The sequence below is a fragment of the Curtobacterium sp. MCBA15_005 genome (assembly GCF_001864855.1).
GTDB lineage: Bacteria > Actinomycetota > Actinomycetes > Actinomycetales > Microbacteriaceae > Curtobacterium > Curtobacterium flaccumfaciens.
Genome location: NZ_MJGL01000009.1, coordinates 198,473 through 218,761 on the forward strand (window position 1 = coordinate 198,473; position 20,289 = coordinate 218,761).

The 20,289-nt window shown below is 72.1% G+C and carries 22 protein-coding genes; 7 read left to right on the forward strand and 15 right to left on the reverse strand.

Features of this window, described 5'->3' with window-relative positions; genetic code table 11:
• Positions 1–25: 25 nt before the first annotated feature.
• Together BIU89_RS07610 and BIU89_RS07615 are read right to left on the reverse strand one after the other, a co-directional pair.
• Positions 26–538, reverse strand: coding sequence for a methylated-DNA--[protein]-cysteine S-methyltransferase (locus BIU89_RS07610; RefSeq protein WP_071245560.1), 513 nt, complete (start codon positions 536–538; stop codon positions 26–28).
• On the reverse strand, positions 535–2,127 hold the full coding sequence (locus tag BIU89_RS07615; RefSeq protein WP_071245562.1) for an AlkA N-terminal domain-containing protein: 1,593 nt from the start codon (positions 2,125–2,127) through the stop codon (positions 535–537). The genes BIU89_RS07610 and BIU89_RS07615 overlap by 4 nt, the downstream gene beginning before the upstream one ends.
• Positions 2,128–2,216: 89 nt before the next feature.
• Here BIU89_RS07615 and BIU89_RS07620 point away from each other — a divergent pair, with 89 nt between their 5' ends.
• A complete protein-coding gene (locus BIU89_RS07620) occupies positions 2,217–2,801 on the forward strand; it encodes a molybdenum cofactor biosysynthesis protein (RefSeq protein WP_254791526.1) in 585 nt (194 codons plus the stop codon).
• Positions 2,802–2,840: 39 nt separating this feature from the next.
• Here the strand turns inward: BIU89_RS07620 and BIU89_RS07625 are convergent, their stop codons facing one another.
• From BIU89_RS07625 to folE, 5 genes are all read right to left on the reverse strand, one after another.
• Positions 2,841–3,383 carry a type 1 glutamine amidotransferase domain-containing protein gene (locus BIU89_RS07625; protein ID WP_071245566.1) on the reverse strand — a complete coding sequence of 181 codons (543 nt, stop codon included), beginning with the start codon at positions 3,381–3,383 and terminating at the stop codon, positions 2,841–2,843.
• Between the two features lie 839 nt (positions 3,384–4,222).
• Positions 4,223–4,876 (reverse strand): HAD-IA family hydrolase, encoded by a 654-nt coding sequence (locus BIU89_RS07630; protein ID WP_071245568.1) that lies wholly within the window; start codon positions 4,874–4,876, stop codon positions 4,223–4,225.
• Between the two features lie 112 nt (positions 4,877–4,988).
• Complete coding sequence (locus tag BIU89_RS07635) at positions 4,989–5,738, reverse strand: pyrimidine reductase family protein (RefSeq protein ID WP_254791528.1); 750 nt, start codon at positions 5,736–5,738, stop codon at positions 4,989–4,991.
• The gene (gene folP, locus BIU89_RS07640; protein WP_071245572.1) at positions 5,735–6,655 is read right to left on the reverse strand and encodes a dihydropteroate synthase; all 921 of its coding nucleotides are present in this window, start codon (positions 6,653–6,655) and stop codon (positions 5,735–5,737) included. The genes BIU89_RS07635 and folP overlap by 4 nt, the downstream gene beginning before the upstream one ends.
• Positions 6,652–7,263: a GTP cyclohydrolase I gene (folE, locus tag BIU89_RS07645; protein WP_027466782.1), complete on the reverse strand. Its 612-nt coding sequence runs from the start codon at positions 7,261–7,263 to the stop codon at positions 6,652–6,654. The genes folP and folE overlap by 4 nt, the downstream gene beginning before the upstream one ends.
• Before the next feature lie 157 nt (positions 7,264–7,420).
• Between folE and BIU89_RS07650 the strand changes: the two genes are divergently transcribed.
• Entirely contained in the window at positions 7,421–8,896 is a 1,476-nt protein-coding gene (locus tag BIU89_RS07650; protein ID WP_027466783.1) for an NCS2 family permease, read from the forward strand.
• 143 nt (positions 8,897–9,039) lie between these two features.
• Here BIU89_RS07650 and BIU89_RS07655 read toward each other — a convergent pair whose 3' ends face one another.
• Positions 9,040–9,492, reverse strand: coding sequence for a hypothetical protein (locus BIU89_RS07655; protein ID WP_017887957.1), 453 nt, complete (start codon positions 9,490–9,492; stop codon positions 9,040–9,042).
• 133 nt (positions 9,493–9,625) lie between these two features.
• Here BIU89_RS07655 and BIU89_RS07660 point away from each other — a divergent pair, with 133 nt between their 5' ends.
• From BIU89_RS07660 to BIU89_RS07670, 3 genes are read left to right on the forward strand one after another with little or no spacing between them, the layout of a single operon-like run.
• The gene (locus tag BIU89_RS07660) at positions 9,626–9,892 is read left to right on the forward strand and encodes a hypothetical protein (RefSeq protein WP_035809269.1); all 267 of its coding nucleotides are present in this window, start codon (positions 9,626–9,628) and stop codon (positions 9,890–9,892) included.
• Positions 9,893–9,918: 26 nt separating this feature from the next.
• Positions 9,919–10,434: a DUF1697 domain-containing protein gene (locus BIU89_RS07665; RefSeq protein ID WP_071245687.1), complete on the forward strand. Its 516-nt coding sequence runs from the start codon at positions 9,919–9,921 to the stop codon at positions 10,432–10,434.
• Positions 10,431–10,817 carry a VOC family protein gene (locus BIU89_RS07670; RefSeq protein WP_071245574.1) on the forward strand — a complete coding sequence of 129 codons (387 nt, stop codon included), beginning with the start codon at positions 10,431–10,433 and terminating at the stop codon, positions 10,815–10,817. Before BIU89_RS07665 ends, BIU89_RS07670 begins: the two co-directional genes overlap by 4 nt.
• 23 nt (positions 10,818–10,840) lie before the next feature.
• Here the strand turns inward: BIU89_RS07670 and BIU89_RS07675 are convergent, their stop codons facing one another.
• The 3 genes from BIU89_RS07675 to BIU89_RS07685 all read right to left on the reverse strand — a co-directional run bounded on the left by BIU89_RS07675 (position 10,841) and on the right by BIU89_RS07685 (position 15,147).
• A complete protein-coding gene (locus BIU89_RS07675; RefSeq protein WP_071245576.1) occupies positions 10,841–11,608 on the reverse strand; it encodes an SDR family NAD(P)-dependent oxidoreductase in 768 nt (255 codons plus the stop codon).
• A gap of 187 nt (positions 11,609–11,795) precedes the next feature.
• Positions 11,796–14,306, reverse strand: a complete 2,511-nt coding sequence (locus tag BIU89_RS07680) for a glycoside hydrolase family 65 protein (RefSeq protein ID WP_027466788.1) — start codon at positions 14,304–14,306, stop codon at positions 11,796–11,798.
• Positions 14,307–14,379: 73 nt separating this feature from the next.
• The gene (locus BIU89_RS07685) at positions 14,380–15,147 is read right to left on the reverse strand and encodes an HAD family hydrolase (protein WP_027466789.1); all 768 of its coding nucleotides are present in this window, start codon (positions 15,145–15,147) and stop codon (positions 14,380–14,382) included.
• A gap of 201 nt (positions 15,148–15,348) precedes the next feature.
• Between BIU89_RS07685 and BIU89_RS07690 the strand changes: the two genes are divergently transcribed.
• Positions 15,349–16,704 (forward strand): APC family permease, encoded by a 1,356-nt coding sequence (locus BIU89_RS07690; protein ID WP_035809271.1) that lies wholly within the window; start codon positions 15,349–15,351, stop codon positions 16,702–16,704.
• A 71-nt stretch (positions 16,705–16,775) separates the two neighbouring features.
• Here the strand turns inward: BIU89_RS07690 and BIU89_RS07695 are convergent, their stop codons facing one another.
• From BIU89_RS07695 to hxlB, 3 genes are all read right to left on the reverse strand, one after another.
• Positions 16,776–17,498: an alpha/beta hydrolase gene (locus tag BIU89_RS07695; RefSeq protein ID WP_027466790.1), complete on the reverse strand. Its 723-nt coding sequence runs from the start codon at positions 17,496–17,498 to the stop codon at positions 16,776–16,778.
• Between the two features lie 123 nt (positions 17,499–17,621).
• The gene (gene hxlA / locus BIU89_RS07700; RefSeq protein WP_027466791.1) at positions 17,622–18,245 is read right to left on the reverse strand and encodes a 3-hexulose-6-phosphate synthase; all 624 of its coding nucleotides are present in this window, start codon (positions 18,243–18,245) and stop codon (positions 17,622–17,624) included.
• An 11-nt stretch (positions 18,246–18,256) separates the two neighbouring features.
• Complete coding sequence (gene hxlB, locus BIU89_RS07705; RefSeq protein WP_027466792.1) at positions 18,257–18,820, reverse strand: 6-phospho-3-hexuloisomerase; 564 nt, start codon at positions 18,818–18,820, stop codon at positions 18,257–18,259.
• A gap of 110 nt (positions 18,821–18,930) precedes the next feature.
• Between hxlB and BIU89_RS07710 the strand changes: the two genes are divergently transcribed.
• Positions 18,931–19,776 carry a helix-turn-helix transcriptional regulator gene (locus tag BIU89_RS07710; protein ID WP_027466793.1) on the forward strand — a complete coding sequence of 282 codons (846 nt, stop codon included), beginning with the start codon at positions 18,931–18,933 and terminating at the stop codon, positions 19,774–19,776.
• Here BIU89_RS07710 and BIU89_RS07715 read toward each other — a convergent pair.
• Positions 19,760–20,278, reverse strand: a complete 519-nt coding sequence (locus BIU89_RS07715) for a helix-turn-helix domain-containing protein (protein WP_071245578.1) — start codon at positions 20,276–20,278, stop codon at positions 19,760–19,762. The two genes, BIU89_RS07710 and BIU89_RS07715, sit on opposite strands and share 17 nt — an antisense overlap.
• Between the last annotated feature and the right edge of the window lie 11 nt (positions 20,279–20,289).

A 20,289-nucleotide genomic window follows, 5' to 3' on the forward strand; every position in this document is an offset into this window, starting at 1 on the left:
TACATTCTAGGGCGTTTTGTACAAATCAGACGAGTGCCGTGGTGCCGACCGACTCCCGTTCGAGCAGGGACCGCTTGACATCGAGCCCCCACGCGAAGCCCCCGAGCGTGCCGTCCGAACGCAGCACCCGGTGGCACGGGACGAAGAGCGCGGGGGCGTTCCGGGCGCACACGCTCGCCGCCGCCCGCACCGCGTCGGGCCGGCCCATCGCCGCCGCGAACCCGGTGTAGGTCAGGGTGCCGCCGGCGGGGATCCGGCGGAGCTGGCGCCACCCCTCGGTGAAGAGCTCGGTGCCGAACTGCCGGACCGGTACCTGCATGGCGTGCTCGACCTCGCCCGAGTAGAAGGCATCGACGGCCTCGGCCGAGGCGACCACGCCGTCGAGCACGCGGTCGGGCCGGTGGCGATCGGCCAGGCGGGCGAGGATCCGTTCGACGGAGTCGGTCCACCCGGAGGCGAGGACCCTGCCCTCGGCGTCCTCGAGCACGGTGAACGGCCCGTCGGGGGTGTCCAGGGTCTGGATGGTTGCGTCGGTCATCGGTCGTCCTTCCGGGGGTCCTCGGGGGCACGGGCTGCACGGGCGCCGGCGGTCGCGGTCATCGCGCGGTCGATGATCGGTCGCCAGCAGTGCATCGTGAGGTAGCTCCGCCAGGGGGCCACCTGCTCCGACCATAGGGAGAGCTCGCGCGCCGTTCCGGGCAGCCCGAGTTCCTGTGCACCGTTCCGCACGGCGAGGTCGCTGTGGAGGAAGATGTCGGGGTGGTGCCGGACCCGCAGCGCGACGTAGTCGGCGGTCCACGGCCCGATGCCCTTCACCGCGAGGAGTCCGTCGCGCAGGTCACCGAGGGACTGCCCACCGTCCACCACCAGGGACCCGTCGGCGAGCGCGGCGGCCACCCGCAGGATCGTGTCGACGCGGGCGGCCGGGCCACGCAGGACCTCGTGCCCGCGTTCGGCGATCACCGCCGCGGACGGGAAGAGCAGCCCGCCGGCCTGGATGGCGTCCGGCACCGTCGCTCCGAGTGCGGCCACGAGCCGGGTCTGCGCGGTGCGCGCCGCGGCCACCGAGACCTGCTGCCCGATCAGGGTGCGGAACACGATCTCGTGCGCGTCCACCGCGCCGGGGAGCCGGAGACCGGGCACGCGGGCGACGGGTCCGGCGAGCTCGGGCACAGCCCCGAGGACGGCGTCGACGGCGACCGGGTCGGCGTCGAGGTCGAACAGTGCCCGGACACGCGCCACGAGGGCCGGCAGGTCGGAGAGGTCGGCGACCCGCACGCGCAGGTCGATCCCGGTGCCCCGCCCGGCCACGTCGGGGACGGCGGCCGACGCGCTGAACCAGCCCGGGCCTCCAGGCAGGTCGACCAGCCGCCCGTACGACGTGACCCGACCGGCGGGGTCGGTGTCCACCTGCTCCGTGCCCGGCAGGGCGTGCAGCGCGTGCCAGTCGAGCAGGCCCTGCGCGTCGAAGGGTGCTCGGGCCGGCAGGTGCACGTGCAGTGCGCCGTCGCCGCCGTCCGTGCCACCGTCGACTCCCCCGGAGCGGCGTGCGCGGAGCTCGGTCGGGGTGACCGCGAAGACCTCGCGCACGGTGTCGTTGAACTGTCGGACGCTGGCGAACCCCGCGGCGAACGCGACGTCGGCGACGGGCAGGTCGGACGAGGTGAGCAGGGTCCGCGCGGTCTGCGCCCGGTGCGCCCGGCTGAGCGCCTTCGGCCCGGCGCCCAGCTCGGCCGTCATGATGCGGTTGAGCTGCCGCTCCGAGTACCCCACGCGCGCGGCGAGCCCGGGCACGCCGTCGCGCTCGACGACACCGTCGAGGACGAGCCGCATCGCCCGGCCGGCGACGTCCTCGCGCAGGTCCCACTCGGGGCTGCCGGGAGTCGCCTCGGGCAGGCAGCGCTTGCAGGCGCGGAAGCCGGCCAGGTGCGCTGCGGCGCTCGTTCGGTAGAAGGTGACGCCCGAGACCCTCGGCGTGCGGGCCGGGCAGCTGGGCCGGCAGTAGATGCCGGTGGAGTGCACGGCGGTGACGAACTGGCCGTCGAAGCGCGCGTCGCGCGAGGCGACGGCGCGGTGCCGTTCGGCGTGCAGCGCGTCGGGCTGCGCGTCGGTGTCCGGGCTGGTCATGGGCTCAGCCTGACATGCGCCGCCGACGTCGACTGGCGGGAATCGGACGGAGCAGCGCACGGCCGGGAGGCCCGGCTAGCGTTGGCCACGTGACTTCCGCAGACGACGTGGCCGGTCTCGACGACCTGCCGTTCCGGACCGAGGTCGAGGTCGCGCTGCTGCTCGTCTCGCCGCGGCACCGGTACGAGGGGCGCCCGGCCGACGGCGCGCTTCCGGTGGGCGCGGACGATCCGGACGAGTCACGCGACCGGATCGAGCTGCGGGCCGGGCTGGGCATCGTCGGTGACCGGTACTTCGCGGCCCGGGCGCACGTGCACGCCTCGGTCACGGTGATCGGCCTGGAGGGGCTCGAAGCCGTCGGTCAGGCGATCGGTGCCACCGTCGACCCCGCTGCGACCCGGCGGAACGTGTTCCTGCGGGGCGCCGACGTCGAGGCACTGCGGGGCGAGCCGTTCTCGCTGGAGAGCCTGACGCCGGACACGGGTGACGGACCGGTCCGGTTCCGTGGCTACCGCGCGGCGAACCCCTGCGCCTGGATGGACCACGAGGTGGCACCCGGGGCGTTCCGGGCGATGCGGGGTCGGGGCGGCGTGCGGTGCGACCCAGAGTCCGACGGTGTGCTCACCCTCGGACCCGCGGTGCTCCGCACGGCCCGCCCCGTGGCGCTCGGCTGACGCGGTCGCCGAGCGGCGAGACGCTCGTCGGCGCAGTGCTCAGGCGGTGAGGGCGCTCTCGATCGCGTCGACGAACGCCGGCAGGTCGTCCGGGGTGCGGGAGGTGATGAAGCCGCCGTCGACCTGGACCTCCTGGTCGACCCACTCGGCTCCGGCGTTGCGCAGGTCGGTCTGCAGCGACGGGAAGGACGTGACGGTCTTGCCCGACAGCACGCCCGCCTCGACGAGGGTCCACGGACCGTGGCAGATCGCCGCGACCGGCTTGCTCGCCTCGGCGAAGGCCTGCACGAGCGTCGCTGCGCGGGACTCCTGGCGCAGCGTGTCGGCGTTGATGGTGCCGCCGGGGATCACGAGGGCGTCGAAGTCCTTCGCGTCGACACCGGCGATGGTGGTGTCCGGCTCCAGCGTCTGCCCCGGGTCCTTGTCGCCGACCAGCGTCTGGATCGTGCCGGTCTCCTTCGCCGCCACGGTCACCGAGGCACCGCGCTCCCGCAGCTGTTCGGTGGGGACGACGATCTCGTCCTGCTCCACGCCGTAGTTCGTCGTGATGACGAGGATCTTCTTGCCGTCGAGGGTTGCCATGATCGCTCCTTCCGCGGCCCGGTCGTTCCGGCCGCACACCCGAGGGTCGTCGGCGTCGGCTGGGCAGGCGTGCAGGGGCGGCTCGGGGGGCCGGTCGGGCGGTCGAGCGGTCGAGCGGTCGCAACACCCCGCTCACGTCCGCCGGACGGTCGCGGACCGTCGGCTGGCGGCGGCGCAGCCGACGGTTCCTGACCACTCAGCGCAGGCAGGGCGGAGTGTCCTGACCGGCCGGCGAGGCGCCGTGGACGTGCCCACAGTCGGCCTGGAGGCCCGGTGCCGGCCCGCCACGGGCCTCCAGGCCGCCACCCGGCCGGTCGCAACACCCCGCTCACGTCCGCCGAGCGGTCACGAAGCGCCGCCTGCCGGCGGCGCAGCCGACGGTTCCTGACCACTCAGCGCAGGCAGGGCGGAGTGTCCTGACCGACGGGCGAGGCGCCGTGGACGCGCCCAGTCGGCCTGGAGGCCGCCGGGCCTCCAGGCCGCGAGGTCGGCGGGTCGCAACACCCCGCTCACGTCCGCCGAGCGGTCACGAAGCGGCGGCCGGCGGCGGCGCAGCCGACGGTTCCTGGCCACTGGGCGCAGGCCGGGCGGGGTGTCCTGACCAGCGGGCGAGGCGCCGTGGACGCGCCCACGGTCGGCCTGGAGGCACGGTGCCGGCCCACCACGGGCCTCCAGGCCGCCACCCGCCCGGTCGCAACCCCCCGCTCACGTCCGCCGGGCGGTCGTGGACCGTCGGCTGGCGGCGGCGCAGCCGACGGTTCCCGACCACTCAGCGCGGGACGGGCGGGGTGTCCTGACCAGCCGGTGGGCCAACGCGCCGGGCAGGACGGGCGCCGCGCTCAGCCGCGGATGCGGAAGGCGTCACCGTCGCGCTCGACGGTCAGACCGTCGTACCCGTGGACCCGGTGCAGGCCGGCCGTCACCGGGTGCTCGAGGGGACCGACGACGACCGTGGTCGCACCGGAGGCGATGGCGGACTCGAGTCCGGCGGGGGCGTCCTCGAACGCCACGCAGTCGGTCGGGTCGAGGCCGAGCAGGGCAGCTCCGCGCAGGTAGCCGTCGGGGTGGGGCTTGCCGTGCTCGACGTCCTCCGAGGGCACGAAGGCCTCGGGCACGGCGAACCCGGCGGCCGCCATCCGGCCCGCGGCGAGGTCACGTGGGGCGCTCGTCACGAGGGCCACCGGGACACCGAGTTCGACGAGTCGCTGCACGAAGGCGACGGCGCCGGGGATCTCGAGGATGCCCTCGGTGCTCGCGGTCTCCTCGGCGACGAGTTCCGCCGCGATCCGCTGCTGCTCGGCCAGGGGCAGGTCGGGCAGGAAGCGCCGCAGGGTGTCGATCGCCTGACGCCCGTGCGAGAACGCGAGGATCTCGTCGGGGTCGATGCCGTTCGCGTTCCCGAACCGGGTCCAGGTCGCCTCCACCACCGCGGTCGAGTCGACGAGGGTCCCGTCCATGTCGAAGAGGACCCCGGACGCCACGATGTCGATCACGCGCCCGACCCTAGCCCACGGGCCCGACCGTCCCACGGTCCTGCGGTCCGCGCGCGAGCGGCGCCAGCGCACCCGCGGCGCCAGCGCACCCGCGGCGCCAGCGCGGGCGGGGTCAGCGCGCCCGGACGTACCGCGTGAGCAGCACGCCGCCGGCGCCGAGCAACACGTGCGCCGGTCGCATCCGCCGGAGCTCCGGCGAGGATCCCCGGGCGATGCGCGGCCCCTCCCCGCCCTCGAGCGACGGGTCGATCGTCAGGGTCAGCTCGTCGACGGCGTCCGCGGCGATGAGTGCTCCGAGGAACGACGGCCCGCCCTCGCAGTGGATCGTCCCGAGGCCACGGCCCGCCAACAGCCCACGGATCCGTCCGGCGTCCACCGAGTCCGGGTCGTCGTCCGCGCTGCACGCCACGACGTCCGCGACCTCGGCGAGCGCCCGGGCCTTCGACGACGCAGCCGCCGTCGCCGAGGTCAGGACGATCGGGCGCACCGGCGCCTCGGTGAACACCCGCGACGTCGGGTCGAGCGACAGCGACCCGGTGACGATGGCGAACACGGGGTGGTCCGGCATGCCGTGGGCCCGCCGCCAGGCGACGTCGGCGTCGTGCAGGACCATGGGCCCGTAGCCCTCGTCGCGGACGGTGCCGGCGGCGACGAGCACGACGTCGGCCACCCGCCGGAGCAGGTCGAAGACGCGCAGGTCGTCGTCGCCGCCGAGCGACCCGGACACCCCGGCGGCCGAGGCCGAACCGTCCAGCGTGGCGACGAAGTTCACGCGGAGCCAGGGGTCCCCGGCGTCGGCGGTGTAGAGCTCGAGCAGGTCGTCGTCGGACAGGTCCGCGATCGACGGGGGCAGGACGTTCACGTGTTGTGCCTCGATTCCACGGGGGTGCGCCATCCGAGCGTGGCCTCGACCATGCGCATCGCGTCGACACTCTCGGCGACGTCGTGCATCCGGACGATCCGGGCGCCGAGCATCGCGCTCACGGTCGCGACGGCGAGCGATCCGGAGAGCCGTTCACCGCGGGGGCGCCCGAGCGACTCCCCCACGAAGTCCTTGTTGGACACCGCGGCGAGGACCGGGTAGCCGAGCGCGACGACCTCGGGCAGTCGACGGGTGAGCTCGAGGGTGTGCACGGTGTTCTTGTGCAGGTCGTGGCCCGGGTCGACGATGATCCGCGACTCGGGGATGCCCGCGGCGAGCGCCCGGTCGACCCGTTCGCGCAGGAACGCGACGACCTCGCCCGCGATGTCGCCGTACTGCGGCGGCGCCGGCAGGGGCCGTCGGGGCTCGGCGAGCGAGTGCGTGATGACGACGGTGGCGTCGGAGTCGGCGACCACGGCGGCCATCCGCGGGTCGGACAGGCCGGTGGTGTCGTTGACGACGGTCGCCCCGGCCGCGATCGCCGCCGCGGCGACCTCGGGACGGAAGGTGTCGACGCTGATGACGACGTCGGACTGCTGGGCGAGCTGCTCGACGACGGGCACGACACGCTCGATCTCGTCGGAGGCGGGCAGTTCCGGACCGGGGGCGAACTTCACGCCACCGATGTCGACCCAGTCGGCGCCCTGTTCGGCGGCGCGCACCGAGGCGGCGACGGCCCGGTCGAGCTCGAAGGTGGCGCCGCGGTCGTGGAACGAGTCGGGGGTGCGGTTCACGATCGCCATCACGGCGATGCGGTGGTCGAAGTCGATGGTGCGGCGGCCGAACGTCCGGACCGGGTGGCGCAGGTCCGGCACGACCCAGCCGGGTCCGGCCGTGCCGTCGGGGAGGCCCGTCATGCGTCCGCCCCGGCACTCGCGTCGTGCCCGGCGTCCGTCGCACGCCCCGCGCCGATGAGCGCGATCGCCTCGGCCCGTCCCGCGGTGTCGGCCAGCGAACCGGTCGCCGCCACCGTCACGGTCGTCGATCCGGTCTGGCGCTCCCCACGCGTCGTGACGCACTGGTGCTGCGCGTCGAGGACCACCAGGACGCCCTCGGCGCCGAGCCCCTCGGCGATGGTCGCGGCGACCTGTTCGCCGAGCCGCTCCTGCAGCTGCGGACGGGAGGCCACCGCGTCGAGCACCCGCGCCAGCGTGCCGAGCCCGATGAGGCGGTCGCCCGGCGCGTACGCCAGGTGCGCGACCCCGAGGAACGGCAGCAGGTGGTGCTCGCAGACGGAGCGGAACTTGACGTCGCGGACGATGACCAGTCGACCGCGCTCACCGTCCTCGGCGTGCACGGTGCCGTCCCGGGCGATGGCGACCGCGTCGGTGCCGATCCCGGAGAAGAACTCGGCGTACGAGTCGGCGACACGGGCGGGGGTGCGGGTGAGTTCCGGGCGGTCGGGATCCTCGCCGATGGCGAGCAGCAGCTCGCGGACGGCGGCCTCGACACGGGCGCGGTCCATGGGTGACGTCACCCGCTCATCCAACACCAGCCGTGGCCGGAGAACGCGGGCAGACGCCCAGCGCGAGGTGCGCGATCCGCGTGGAACGGGCCTCCCGGCTGTCACAACCTGTGAGACCGGTGTGACACGCCCGAAACCCAGCGTCCTTTAAACTCTCGTGGTGAGCGCCCCGCAGACCGACACCACGCCCCGGAACCGCTTCGCGACCGGCCTCGATCGATTCTTCTCCATCACGCAACGCGGATCGTCGATCCCCCGCGAGGTCCGCGGTGGCCTCGTCTCGTTCGTGACGATGGCGTACATCGTCATCCTGAACCCCCTCATCCTCGGCGGGTTCAGCGCCGACCAGGCCGCCAAGGACGTCAGCGGCGGATGGCTCGAGAACGCTCAGGTGGCCGCGGCGACCGGCCTCGTCGCCGGCGTCATGACCATCGCGATGGGCATCATCGCGAACCTGCCGTTCGGCATCGCCGCGGGGCTCGGGATCAACTCGTTCCTCGCCGTCAGCGTCGTGCACCAGGTCACCTGGGCCGAGGCGATGGGCCTGGTCGTCATCAACGGTGTGATCATCGTGATCCTCGCGTTGACCGGCATCCGGACGATGATCTTCACCGCCGTCCCGGCACAGCTGAAGGCCGCGATCACGGTCGGCATCGGCCTGTTCATCGCGTTCATCGGGCTCGTCGACTCCGGCTTCGTGCGGTCCTCCGGGCTCGCGTCGCCGCCGCTGCAGCTCGGTGAGGACGGCTCCGTCGGCGCCCTGCCGACCATCGTGTTCCTGATCGGCCTGATCATCATCGGCACGCTCATGGCCCGCCGGGTCAAGGGTGCGCTGCTCATCGGCATCGTCGCGACCACGATCATCGCGATCATCCTGCAGGCGATCTTCCAGGTGCCGACCTCGGTCGACTCGAAGACCGGCTGGAACCTCAACGCCCCCGGCCTGCCGAGCGCACTGTTCGCCGTACCGGACCTCTCGCTCGTCGGCCACGCCGACGTGTTCGGTGCCTTCACCCGCATCGGTCCGCTCGCCGCGTCGATGCTCGTCTTCACCCTGGTCTTCACGAACTTCTTCGACGCCATGGGCACCATGACCGGTCTGGCCAAGGCCGCCGGTGTCGCGAAGCCCGACGGCACGTTCCCCCGCCTGAAGTCGGCGCTCGTCGTCGAGGGCGTCGGCGCGATCGCCGGTGGTGGCGCGTCGGTGTCGTCGAACACCGTCTTCATCGACTCGGCCTCCGGCATCGGCGAGGGCGCCCGCACGGGCATGGCCTCGGTCGTCACCGGCCTGCTGTTCCTGGCGTCGATGTTCCTCACGCCGCTCACCCAGGTCGTCCCGCTCGAGGTCGCCGCCGCCGGGCTCGTCGTCGTCGGTGCGCTCATGGTCGCGCAGGTCGCGGACATCTCGTGGTCGGACTTCGGATCGGCCCTGCCGGCGTTCCTGACGATCGTCGTCATGCCGCTGACCTACTCGATCGCGAACGGCATCGGCGCCGGCTTCATCAGCTGGGTGCTCATCAAGCTGCTGTCCGGCCGTGGCCGTGAGGTCTCGTGGCTGCTCTACGTCGTCGCCGCGGGCTTCCTGCTGTACTTCGCGCGGGGGCCGCTGGAGGCGCTGCTCGGCGTCGGCTGAGGCTTTGGTCGGGCGGGGTCTGTCACAAGACGCCGTCGTGTCATCGAGACGCCGCCGATTCCGGCGGCGTCTCGACGTTTCTGGGGCGTCTCCGCAAGATGCCGGCGTCTTCCGCAGGCCGGCGTCGGCCTGGAGGCCCGTGGTCAGTCCGGCAGGTCGCTCGGCGTGGCCTCGTGGTGGCGCTGGTCCTGGGTGCGACGGTCTTCCTTCATGCCCGCCTCGAACAGGTGGCGACGGCCCTGCACGAGCTCGTCGCGCGCCGTGCGCTCGAGCTCCTTGGCGAGGGCGTAGTAGCCGTCGTCGTAGTCCTCGACGATCTGGAACGTCCAGCGGCCCGCGATGACGTTGCGGCCCACGAGTTCGGTGTCGATGCGTTCGGCGAGTTCGGTGTGCCCGGCCTTGCGCAGCTGCTCGACCGCCTCACCGAGGTTCAGGTCAGCGGTGCCGGTCAGTCGGTGGAACCCGTAGAGCAGACCGCGGGCGTGCTCGATGACCTCGACCGCGGCGGACAGGCTGCCGAGCGCCTCGACCGTGGCCTCGGACACCCCCTCGGGAACCTGGTGCTGCGCGTCGGGGCCCTGTGCGTCGTTCGTCATGGGTCCCGTCTACACGACGGCTGCTGCGTCGTTCGAGGGGTTCGCCCACGACCCGCCGGGGTCGGCCGCCGGTGGTTGCGACGTCGGAGGTCGACACTTACCATTCGAACACACGTTCGAACGAGGAGACCCGATGATGATCACCGACACGGCCGCCACGGTGTGGTGGGCCGAGGGCACGCCGACCCGGCTGGTGTGGGCCGGACGGCGCTGGCGGGTGAGCGACACCCCCACCCGGCTGACCGTGACGCGCGCTGAACTGCCCACCGCGATCACCCATGCGCCCGAACGCACCGTGGGCTGGCGGTTCCAGGCGACCAGCGACGACGACGGCGAGGCCCTGGTGGTCGACATCGTGCCGCAGGGTGCCGGCTGGGGCGTGGCCCGGACGTGGACGTGAGCGGCCCGGGCCGCTACCGTCCGGACATGGACAGGTGGGTGGCGCTGCTGCGCGGGGTCAACGTGAACGGCATCACGATCCGGAGCGCCGAGCTCGCGGAGCTCTTCCGAGGGCTCGGGTTCGACGACGTCCGCACCGTGCTCGCCTCGGGCAACGTCGTGTTCTCCGCCGACGTGCCCGCCGAGCAGCTCAAGACGTCGATCGAGCAGGGGCTGCGCGACCGGTTCGGGTACGACGCCTGGATCGTGCTCGTCCGGCACGACGCCCTCGCGGCCGTGGTCGACGGTTTCCCCTTCGCGCGTTCCGGCGAACGGCACGACTACGTCGTGTTCGGGTCCGACGACGGTGCGCTCGACGCCTTGGTCGGGGACCTCGAACTCGACGAGTCGGTCGAGCGGGTCGCCCGCGGGAACGGGGTCGTCTACTGGTCGTGTCCGAAGGGTTCGAGCACTGACACCGTGTTCGCCAAGCGGGCCGGCGCCGCACGCTTCAAGCGCACGACGACGACCCGCAACACGAACACCCTGCGGAAGCTCCTGTGACGCTCGGCACCCTGCACCACGTCGAGCTCCGCACCGCCGACCTCGACACCGCCGCCGGGTCCTGGGGCTGGCTGCTCGGCGAACTCGGCTACGAACCGTTCCAGCAGTGGGACCACGGCCGGAGCTGGCGGCTCGGCCCGTTGTACGTCGTCCTCGAATCAGCGCCACTGGACGGCGACCACGACCGGCACCGACCGGGGCTCAGCCACCTGGCGTTCCACGCCGGTACTGCCGAGACGGTGGAACGGCTCTGGGCCGATGCTCCCGGTCACGGCTGGGCACGCCTGTACGAGGACCGACACCCGTTCGCCGGTGGCCCGGAGCACCACGCGGCCTTCCTCGAGGACGCCGAGCGGTTCAAGGTGGAGCTCGTCGCCAGCTGACGGTGCCGCCAACGCCGGGTGGCTCAGGCCTGCGGCGGCTGCCCGTTGCTCGCCATGGTGCCGCCGTCCACGGGCAGGACCGCACCCGTGATGAACGAGGCCGCGTCGCTGGCCAGGAACAGGATCGCCTCGGCGACCTCGGCAGAGCGGCCCCCGCGGCCGAGGGCGATGCGCTCGGTGAACTTCGACTGCAGGGCCTCGTCCTCCGCCTGCTCCTGGGTCAGGTCGGTCCAGATGAGTCCCGGAGCGACGGCGTTCACGCGCACGCCGAACTGCCCGTTGTCGAGCGCAGCGGCCTTGGTGAAGTTCGTCACGCCACCCTTCGCCGCGTTGTAGGGGCTCATCCGCCAATCGGCGTCCTCACCGGAGACCGACGACGTGTTGACGATCGACCCCTTCGTCTCGCGCAGGAACGGCAGGGCCGCCCGGGTGCCGTAGAACACACCGGACAGATCGGTCTCGATGACCCGGCGCCACTCGTCCGTGCTGATGTCGGTGATGTCGCCCGAGCTGAAGGTCCCGGCGTTGTTCACCAGGACGTCGAGCCGGTCGAAGCGGTCGATCGCCGCCGAGACGACGGTCTCCCAGTCGTCCGGGCTCGCCACGTCGGCGTGCAGGGCGACGACCCGGTGCGTCGGCAGGGAGTCACCCACCGCGCGGACCTTCTCCTCGACGCTGTCGGTCAGCACGACCGACGCGCCCTCGTCGATGAACGCCCGCACCGTCGCCTCACCGATGCCGGACCCCGCGCCCGTGACGATCGCGACCTTGCCCTCGAACCGGTTGCCCATGATGTCTCCTCTCGTTGCACGAACCGTGCCCGGGGAGACGCCATCGACCCGAGGGGCACGGCAGACCACGGTGCCCCGGGCCGACTGGACGCGTTCGGAGGCGCCGCGAACACCCCGGGGACGCAGGTCGCCCCGGCACCGCGAGGCGGAACCGGGGCGACGTGCGACTGCGGCGCAGGGACCGGCGTCAGCCGGTCGAGTCGTCGAGGTCGAAGTCGCGCTCCAGGGAGATCGTCGGGATCGACGCGGTGATGACCGAGCCGTCCGCCCGCAGCGTGCCCTGGATGTCGCTGGTGGTCGGGGCGTGCCCGGACATGCGCGGCCCGTGGTGCGGCAGCGGCACCACGGTGGGCTCCCCGGCCTCGATGTCCCACTGCTGGTTGTGCACCCACACCGTGAAGCCCGAACCGGTCTCGACCGTGAGGGTCATGGCTTCCTGCTCCAGGTCCACCCGGACCCGCGACCCGCGCACCGTCAGGCGGTAGGACAGCCGGTCCCAGTGCTTCGGCAACCGCGGGTTGAAGGTCATCCGACCGCCGTGGTCGCGCATGCCACCGAAGCCGTTGACGAGCGCACCCCAGATGCCACCGGTCGACGCGATGTGCACGCCGTCCGAGGTGTTGCCGTGCAGGTCCGCCAGGTCGACGTAGAGCGCGGTCTGGAAGTACTGGTCGGCGAGGTCGTGGTACCCGACCTCGGCCGCCATGATCGACTGGACGACCGCGGACAGCGTCGAGTCACCGGTGGTGAGCGCGTCGTAGTAGTCGAAGTCGCGACGCTTCTCGGCCGCCGTGAACTCGTGCCCCTGCAGGAACAGCGCGAGCACGACGTCGGCCTGCTTGAGCACCTGGAACCGGTAGATCACCAGCGGGTGGTAGTGGAGCAGCAGCGGGCGCTTGGACTCCGGGGTGTTCTCGAGGTCCCAGAGTTCCTTGTCGAGGAACTGGGCGTCCTGCGGGTGGATGCCGCGGTGCGGGTCGAACGGGATCTCCATCGACTCGGCGGCGTGCTCCCACTCGACGAGCTCGTCCGGCTGCAGACCGGTCCGGCGCACCATGCGGTCGTACTCTTCGGCGTCGTCGGCGGCGAGCTCGCGGCAGGCGTTGACGGCGAACCACAGGTTCGCCCGCGCCATCACGTTCGTGTAGAGGTTGTCGTCGACGACGGTCGTGTACTCGTCCGGCCCGGTGACGCCGTCGATGTGGAACTTCTTGTCGCCGTTGGACCGCCAGAACCCGAGGTCGGCCCAGAGCCGGGCGGTCTCGACGAGCACGTCGATGGCGCCGCGCTTCAGGAACTCACGGTCGCCCGAGGCCCGGACGTACTGCATGAGCGCATGCGAGATGTCGGCATCGATGTGGTACTGCGCGGTGCCGGCGGCGTAGTACGCGCTGGACTCTTCACCGTTGATCGTCCGCCACGGGAACAGGGCACCGCGCTGGTTCAGCTCGCGGGCCCGAGCCCGTGCCGCGTCGAGCATGTTGTAGCGGAAGCGCAGGGCGTTCCGGGCGACGATCGGCGCCGTGTACGACAGGAACGGCAGGACGTAGATCTCCATGTCCCAGAAGTAGTGGCCGCCGTAGCCGGAGCCGGTGACGCCCTTCGCGGCGATGCCGTGGCCGTCGGTGCGGGCGGTGGCCTGCGCCAGCTGGAAGAGGTTCCAGCGGACGGCCTGCTGGATCGCGGGCTGACCGGCGATCTCGACGTCGCTGCGGGCCCAGTAGTCGTCGAGCCAGTCGCGCTGCTTCGCGAAGGTCTCGTCGACGTTCTCGGCGTGCGCGCGGTCGAGCGTGCGGTCGCACCGGTCGGCCAGCTCGCGCACGGGCACCCCGCGGGAGGTGTGGTAGACCACGTGCTTCACGAGCCGGATGGGCTGCCCCGCGCGGGCCTGCACCCGGTAGACGTGCTTCGCCAGGTCGTCCTCGATCGACGACGACTCGTCCCAGCTGTTCTCGGTCTCGATGTGGTGCTCGACGCCGACGCAGATCGTCATGCCGGAGCTGGACGCCTGGTACCCCAGGACCGAACGGCCGCCGGTGCTGCGCTTGAGCTTCGGCACGAGCACCCGCTCGGTGAACGACTCGGCCTTGCGCGGGTCGAAGGCGTTCGCCGCAGCCCGCATGCCGGCGTGGTACTCGTCCTGCACGTCCTGGCGGTTGAGGATCTGGCTGGACAGCAGGATCGAGGCGTCCGCGTCGAGCACGGTGACCTCGTAGTCGATGACGGCGAGGTGCCGGTCGGTGAACGACACGAGTCGACGTGCCCGGATGAGCACCCGCTTGCCGGACGGCGTCGACCACTCGGTCTCGCGGAACAGGTAGCCGCCGCGGAACTCCAGCCGACGCGTGTGCCGGAGGATGTCGGCCTCGGCCAGCACGAGCGGCTCGTCGTCGACGTAGAGGCGGATGACCTTGGCGTCCGGCGCGTTGATGATCGTCTGCCCGGTCTTCGCGAAGCCGAAGGCGTCCTCCGCGTGCCGGATCGGCCAGGTCTCGTGGAACCCGTTGATGTACGTGCCGTACTGCACGCCGCCACGGCCTTCGTCGAGGTTGCCGCGCAGGCCGAGGTACCCGTTGCCGACGGCGAAGTTCGTCTCGGCGACGCCCTGCTCGTCGGGGGTGTACTCGGTCTCGACGAGGGCCCACTCGTCGATCGGGTAGCGGACGCGGTCGAGGGGGTCCGAGGTGATGGGGTTCATGCTGCTCCGTGGGAAGGGAGGGAGATGGGTGCGTCGGTGCGGCCGGCAGGCAAGGAGTGCCCGGCCGGGTGGCCTACGTCGTGCTGGTGGCCGGTGCGGGCAGCTCGTCGATGAGTTCGGCGAGGTCGGACACCACGACGTCGGCACCGTGCTCGCGCAGGGCATCCGCCCCGGCGCCGCGGTCGACACCGACGACGAGACCGAACGAACCGTTGCGGCCGGCTTCGACCCCGCTGGTGGCGTCCTCGACCACGACGCACTCGGCGGCAGTGAGCCCGAACCGTGTCGCCGCATCGAGGTAGGTGTCGGGCGCGGGCTTGCCGGTCAGGCCGTCCTGGCGCGCGACGAGCCCGTCGACGACCACCGGGAACCGGTCGAGGATGCCCGCCGTCCGGAGCACCGAGGTGGCGTTCGCCGAGCTCGAGACGACCGCGACGGACAGTCCGGCGGCGATCGCGGCGGTCAGGAACCGCAGCGAACCCGGGTAGGGCTCGACGCCGTGCTCGTCGAGCTCGGCGGTGAACTCCGCGTTCTTCCGGTTGCCGAGCCCGCACACCGTGTCGGTGTCGGGCGCGTCGTCGGGGGTGCCCTGCGGCAGGTCGATGCCGCGCGACTCGAGCAGCGAGCGCACGCCGTCGTAGCGGGGCTTGCCGTCGATGTAGGTGAAGTAGTCCTGCTCGGTGTACGGCGCGACCCCGTGCGCTTCGAGGTACGGCGTGAACAGTCGACTCCAGGCCCGCATGTGGACGTCGGCGGTCGGGGTGAGCACGCCGTCGAGGTCGAACAGGAGCGCCCGCTGGTCACTGAGTCGAGCGGGCGTGCGGTGGTCCTGCGTCGTCATCTGCGGTCCTCCGGGGACTGGTGGTGGACGTGTGGCTCCCGACGAGTCTAGGACCGCTCCAGTCCGGACGTTCCGACGCGCCGCACCCTGTGGAGAGAGTTCCCCGACCGCTCCGCTGTGCAGGGAGGACCCCGGCCACGGCGCACCTGTGAGGCCTCTGATACACACCCCGGCACGCTGACCCGGACGAAAGGCACCACCATGACCAGCGACACCACGGCCGCACCCCACGACGGCACGCAGTCGAAGCTCCGCCAGGCGATCACCGGCCCGCTGCTGTTCCTCTTCATCCTCGGCGACGTGCTCGGCGCCGGCATCTACGCCCTGATGGGGACGCTGGCGAAGGACGTCGGCGGGGCGCTCTGGGCACCGCTGGTGCTCGCGCTCCTGCTGGCACTGCTCACGGCGGGCTCCTACGCCGAACTCGTGACGAAGTACCCGAAGGCCGGCGGTGCCGCGGTCTTCGCCGAACGCGCCTACAAGGCGCCCATCGTCTCGTTCCTGGTCGGGTTCAGCATGCTCGCCGCCGGCGTCACGAGCGCCGCCGGCCTGTCGCTCGCCTTCGCCGGCGACTACCTCGGCACGTTCGTCGACCTGCCGCCCGTGCCCACCGCGATCGTCTTCCTCGCCCTGATCGCCTGCCTGAACGCCCGCGGCATCTCCGATTCGCTCAAGAGCAACGTCGTGATGACGATCATCGAGGTCTCCGGCCTCGTCATCGTGATCGTCGTCGTGGCCGTGATGCTCGGCGGTGGCGGCGGTGACGTCTCCCGGATCGGCGCGTTCCCGTCCGAGGCCAACCCGGCCCTGGCGACCCTGAGCGCCGCGATCGTCGCCTACTACTCGTTCGTCGGCTTCGAGACGTCCGCCAACATCGCGGAGGAGGTCCGCGACCCCCGCCGCGTCTACCCGAAGGCCCTGTTCGGCGCCCTCGCCACGGCCGGCGTCGTCTACGTCCTCGTCGCCCTCGCCAGCGCGATCGCCCTGCCCGCTTCGGAGCTGTCCGAGTCCAGCGGCCCGCTGCTCGCGGTCGTCTCCGCCACCGGCGTCCCGATCCCCGACTGGGTCTTCAGCCTCATCGCCCTGGTCGCCGTCGCGAACGGCGCGCTGCTCACGATGATCATGTCGAGCCGCGTGACCTACGGCATGGCCGAGCAGCGGCTCCTGCCCGCCCTGCTCGCGAAGGTCCTGCCGAACCGGAAGACCCCGTGGACCGCCATCGTCGCCACCACGATCGTCGCGATGCTCCTGACCCTGGTGGGTGACGTGGGCGTGCTGGCCGAGACCGTCGTGCTCCTGCTGCTCTTCGTGTTCATCAGCACCAACGTCGCCGTCCTGGTGCTCCGCCGCGACCACGTCGAGCACGACCACTTCAGGGTCTGGACGTTCGTCCCGGTGCTCGGGGTGCTGTCGTGCATCCTGCTGCTGACGCAGCAGAGCGGTCAGGTCTGGCTCTACGCCGCGATCCTGCTCGCCGTCGGCGTGGTCCTGTACTTCGTCGCCCGGTTCACCGGGCGACGTTCCGGACGCGACCACGAGGCGGGCGTGATCCACTGACGGCACGTCCCACGGGCCTCCAGGCAGACCGTCTGGAGGCCCGTGGTACGTCCGCCGGTCCACCCGCGTGGTCAGCGCAGGTCGCGCACCCAGGCCTCGATCGCGTCCGAGATCTGCTGGCGGGCATCAGCACGGCTGATGGTCGCCGTGCGGTCGCCCGGCTGGTCGCCGTAGGCGCCGAAGTCGGCGTGGTTCGACCCCTGGATCTCGGTCATGGTGGCGGTCGACGGCAGCTTGTCCCGCGCGGCGTCGACCTTGGCCGGGGTCGACAGGCCGTCACGCGAACCGGAGACGCTCAGCACGTCGATGTAGGAGCGGCTGATGTCGTTCGCGCAGTAGCTGCCGAGCAGCAGCAGGCCGTCCGCGTCCTGGGCGAGCTGGCACGCGCGGACCCCGCCGAGGGAGTGCCCGCCGACCGCCCAGCGGGTGACCGAGGGTGCGTGGGCCTCGAACGTGGCGAGCGGCCGGGTGTCGAAGAACGCGAGGTTCAGCGTCGGCTTCGTGATGACCACCGTCGTACCGTTGGCGACCACCTGCCGGAACGTGGCCATGTAGGCGTACGGATCGACCTTCGCGCCGGGGATGAAGACGATCCCGACCCCGTCGGCCTGGCCGGTCGGGGTCATCACCACCGAGTCACCGGCGTCCCGGACCGCGATCCGGTCGTCGCGCCAGACCTGCAGGGCGGCACTGCGGGTGCCCTGCATCACGATGTGGGCCCAGACGAGGAACACCACCGCGATCAGCACGACGACGGCGACGATCCAGGTGGTCCAGCGCAGCGCTCGGTTCATGTGGCCACCGTACGGCGCATCCGGACGGCGGCGTTCGCTTCGTGAGCAGGAATGGTCGGGTGCGACGTGCACACCCGACCATTCCTGCTCACGAAGTCGCCCGGGAAGGGCGACCGGGACGCGCTACTTGATGGCGGCGCGGATCTCGGCGGCTGCTGCGCCGACGTCCGAGGCGCTGTAGATCGCGCTGCCGGCGACGGCGATGCGGGCACCGGCCTCCTGCACGGAGGCGACCGAGGACGCGTTCACGCCACCCGCGATCGAGAACGGGACGCCCGACTCCTTGCCGGCGTCGAGCAGCGTCGAGAACGTGAAGCCCTCTTCGGCCTGCTCGTCGAGCCCGGCGTGGACCTCGACGAACTCGGCGCCGAGTGCGACGACCTCGCGGGCACGGGCGGCCTTGTCGGAGACGCCGATCAGGTCGACGACGATGCCCTTGCCGTGCTTCTTCGCGGCCTTGACGGCGCCGACGATCGTCGAGTCGCCGGCGACACCGAGGACGGTGACCAGGTCGGCACCGGCCGAGAAGGCGATGTCGGCCTCGAGCTCACCGGCGTCCATGGTCTTGAGGTCGGCGAACACGATCTTGTCGGGGTGTGCTTCCTTGATCGCGGTGACGGCGGACAGGCCGGCGCTCTTGATCAGGGGCGTGCCGAGCTCGAGGACGTCGACGTGCGGCGCGGCCGCGGCGGCGAGCTCGAGGGCGGCTTCGGTGGTCAGGGTGTCCATGGCGAACTGGAGCTGCATGGGTGTGCCTTTCATTCGAGGTTGGCGTGACGGGGCCAGAGGTCGTCGGCGGACTGCCCGCCTCGGGCCCACAGGGCGTGGAACACGGCGTCGCCCACCAGGGCGACGGCCTGTTCGAAGAGGCCACCGGCGTACTGGGCCGAGGCGGTGCCGGAGCGGTCGGTCTTCGTCGCGGCGGGCAGCACGATCGTGACGTCCGCCAGCTCGGAGAGCGGGGAGTCGTCGGTGGTCGAGAGCGCCACGACGGATGCGCCGACCTCGTGCGCGGTGCGCGCGGCCTGCACGATGCCGGTGGTCGTACCGGAGCCGCTCGCCACGAGGAGCAGGTCACCCGGTCGGATGGCCGGGGTGGTGACCTCGCCGACGACGTGCGCGTCGAGGCCGAGGTGCATGAGGCGCATCGCGGTCATGCGGAGGGCGAGCCCGGAGCGCCCGGCGCCGTGGACGAACACCCGGTCGGCGCCCTCGATCAGGTCGAGTGCGCGCTGGGCCGGGGCGTCGTCGAGGCGGGCTGCCAGGTCGCCGACCTCGCGGACGACCAGGTCGAGCGCTGCGGAGACGGTGGTTGCTGCCATGCCCTCGATCCTTCCGTCGCGCGCCTCGGCACGCCGCTACCCGCCCCGGCAGGGACCCCATCCCATCGGGTGGGCCCGTCCGCTCGGGTAGGACGGGTACGGTCGCGTCCATGGACGCATCGGTCGACACCCTGGAGGCCCGGGGCGGCTCCGCCATCCGGCTCGCGGCCGCCGAGCACGCCCGCACGGTCGCCGAGCAGGCGGATCGGCACGCGCTGACCCTCGAGTCCGTCCTCGCCGTGCTCCGGTCGTCGCGGGTCACCGACGCGGCCGCCCGGGCCGAGGCCGTCGAGATCGCCTCGGCCGCCCTCGTCGACCTGCGCACCGTGACCGATCAGCAGCGGAGCACCCTGCTCGAACCCGTCACCGGCGCGTTCTCGCGGTTGCGCGCCGACCTGCGGCCGCTCGTGCGCTTCGGGGACCTCGACGTGCAGTTCGTCGAGCCGCCGGCCACCGGCCGTGCGCTCCCGGGTGACGTCGCCCACGCGGCCCGGGCGATCGTCCGGACCGCGGTGCTCGCCCTGGTCGACGACGGTGCGGCGAAGCGGGTGCGCATCCAGTGGGACTGCGACGGCCGGAACCTGCTCATGCAGCTCCGCGACGACGGCTCCGGCACGCTCGACGTGCACGACGACGCCATGCGGCCGATCGCGGAGCGGGTCGTCACGCTCGACGGGCGGGTGCAGGTCGCGAGCACGCCCGGCTGGGGGTCCGTGCTCGACATCTCACTGCCGCTCGACCCGCGGCCGGCCGAGGTGGACGCGGTCGACGACGGCGACCTGACCCCGCGGGAGCGCGACGTCCTGCGGCTCGTGGCGACCGGTGTCGGCAACCGGGAGATCGCCGAGGGACTCGGCATCAGCGTCAACACCGTGAAGTACCACGTGGCGAACCTGCTCCGGAAGCACGGCGCCCGGACCCGGGCCGAGCTCGCGGCGTTCAGCTCCCGGGCGTGAACCGACGGGATCGCGACGAGGCGTCCCGACGAGACCGCGACAACGGGTACCGACGGTCGAGCGCGGGCTCGACGACGGTCGCCATCAGGAACTGGGAGAGCAGCCGCCCACCCGCCCAGTAGATGGGGATGACGAAGATCGCGGCACCCGGCCAGATGCGCGAACCGATGAGCGCCAGGGTGCCGAGCGTCACGACGATGCCGACACCGGAGTACAGGTACTGCCAGCCGCGCGAAGCAGCGTCGCGCTGCGCCTGCTCGCGCTCGGCGCGCTCGTCGAGACCGCGCACCCCCGGGTCGAGCGACGCCGGCTCCTCGGTGGCGAACAGGTCGCGCACGGGGACCTCGAGGGCCGCGGCCACCGCGGACAGCGACTCGAGGCTCGCGTCGTTGCCGCTCTCCATCCGTTGCACCGTCCGCACGGCGATGCCGCTCGTCTCGGCCAGTCGTTCCTGGGTCCAGCCCCGCAGTCGTCGGAGTTCACCGATCCGCATCTCGTTCATGTCCTGAACAG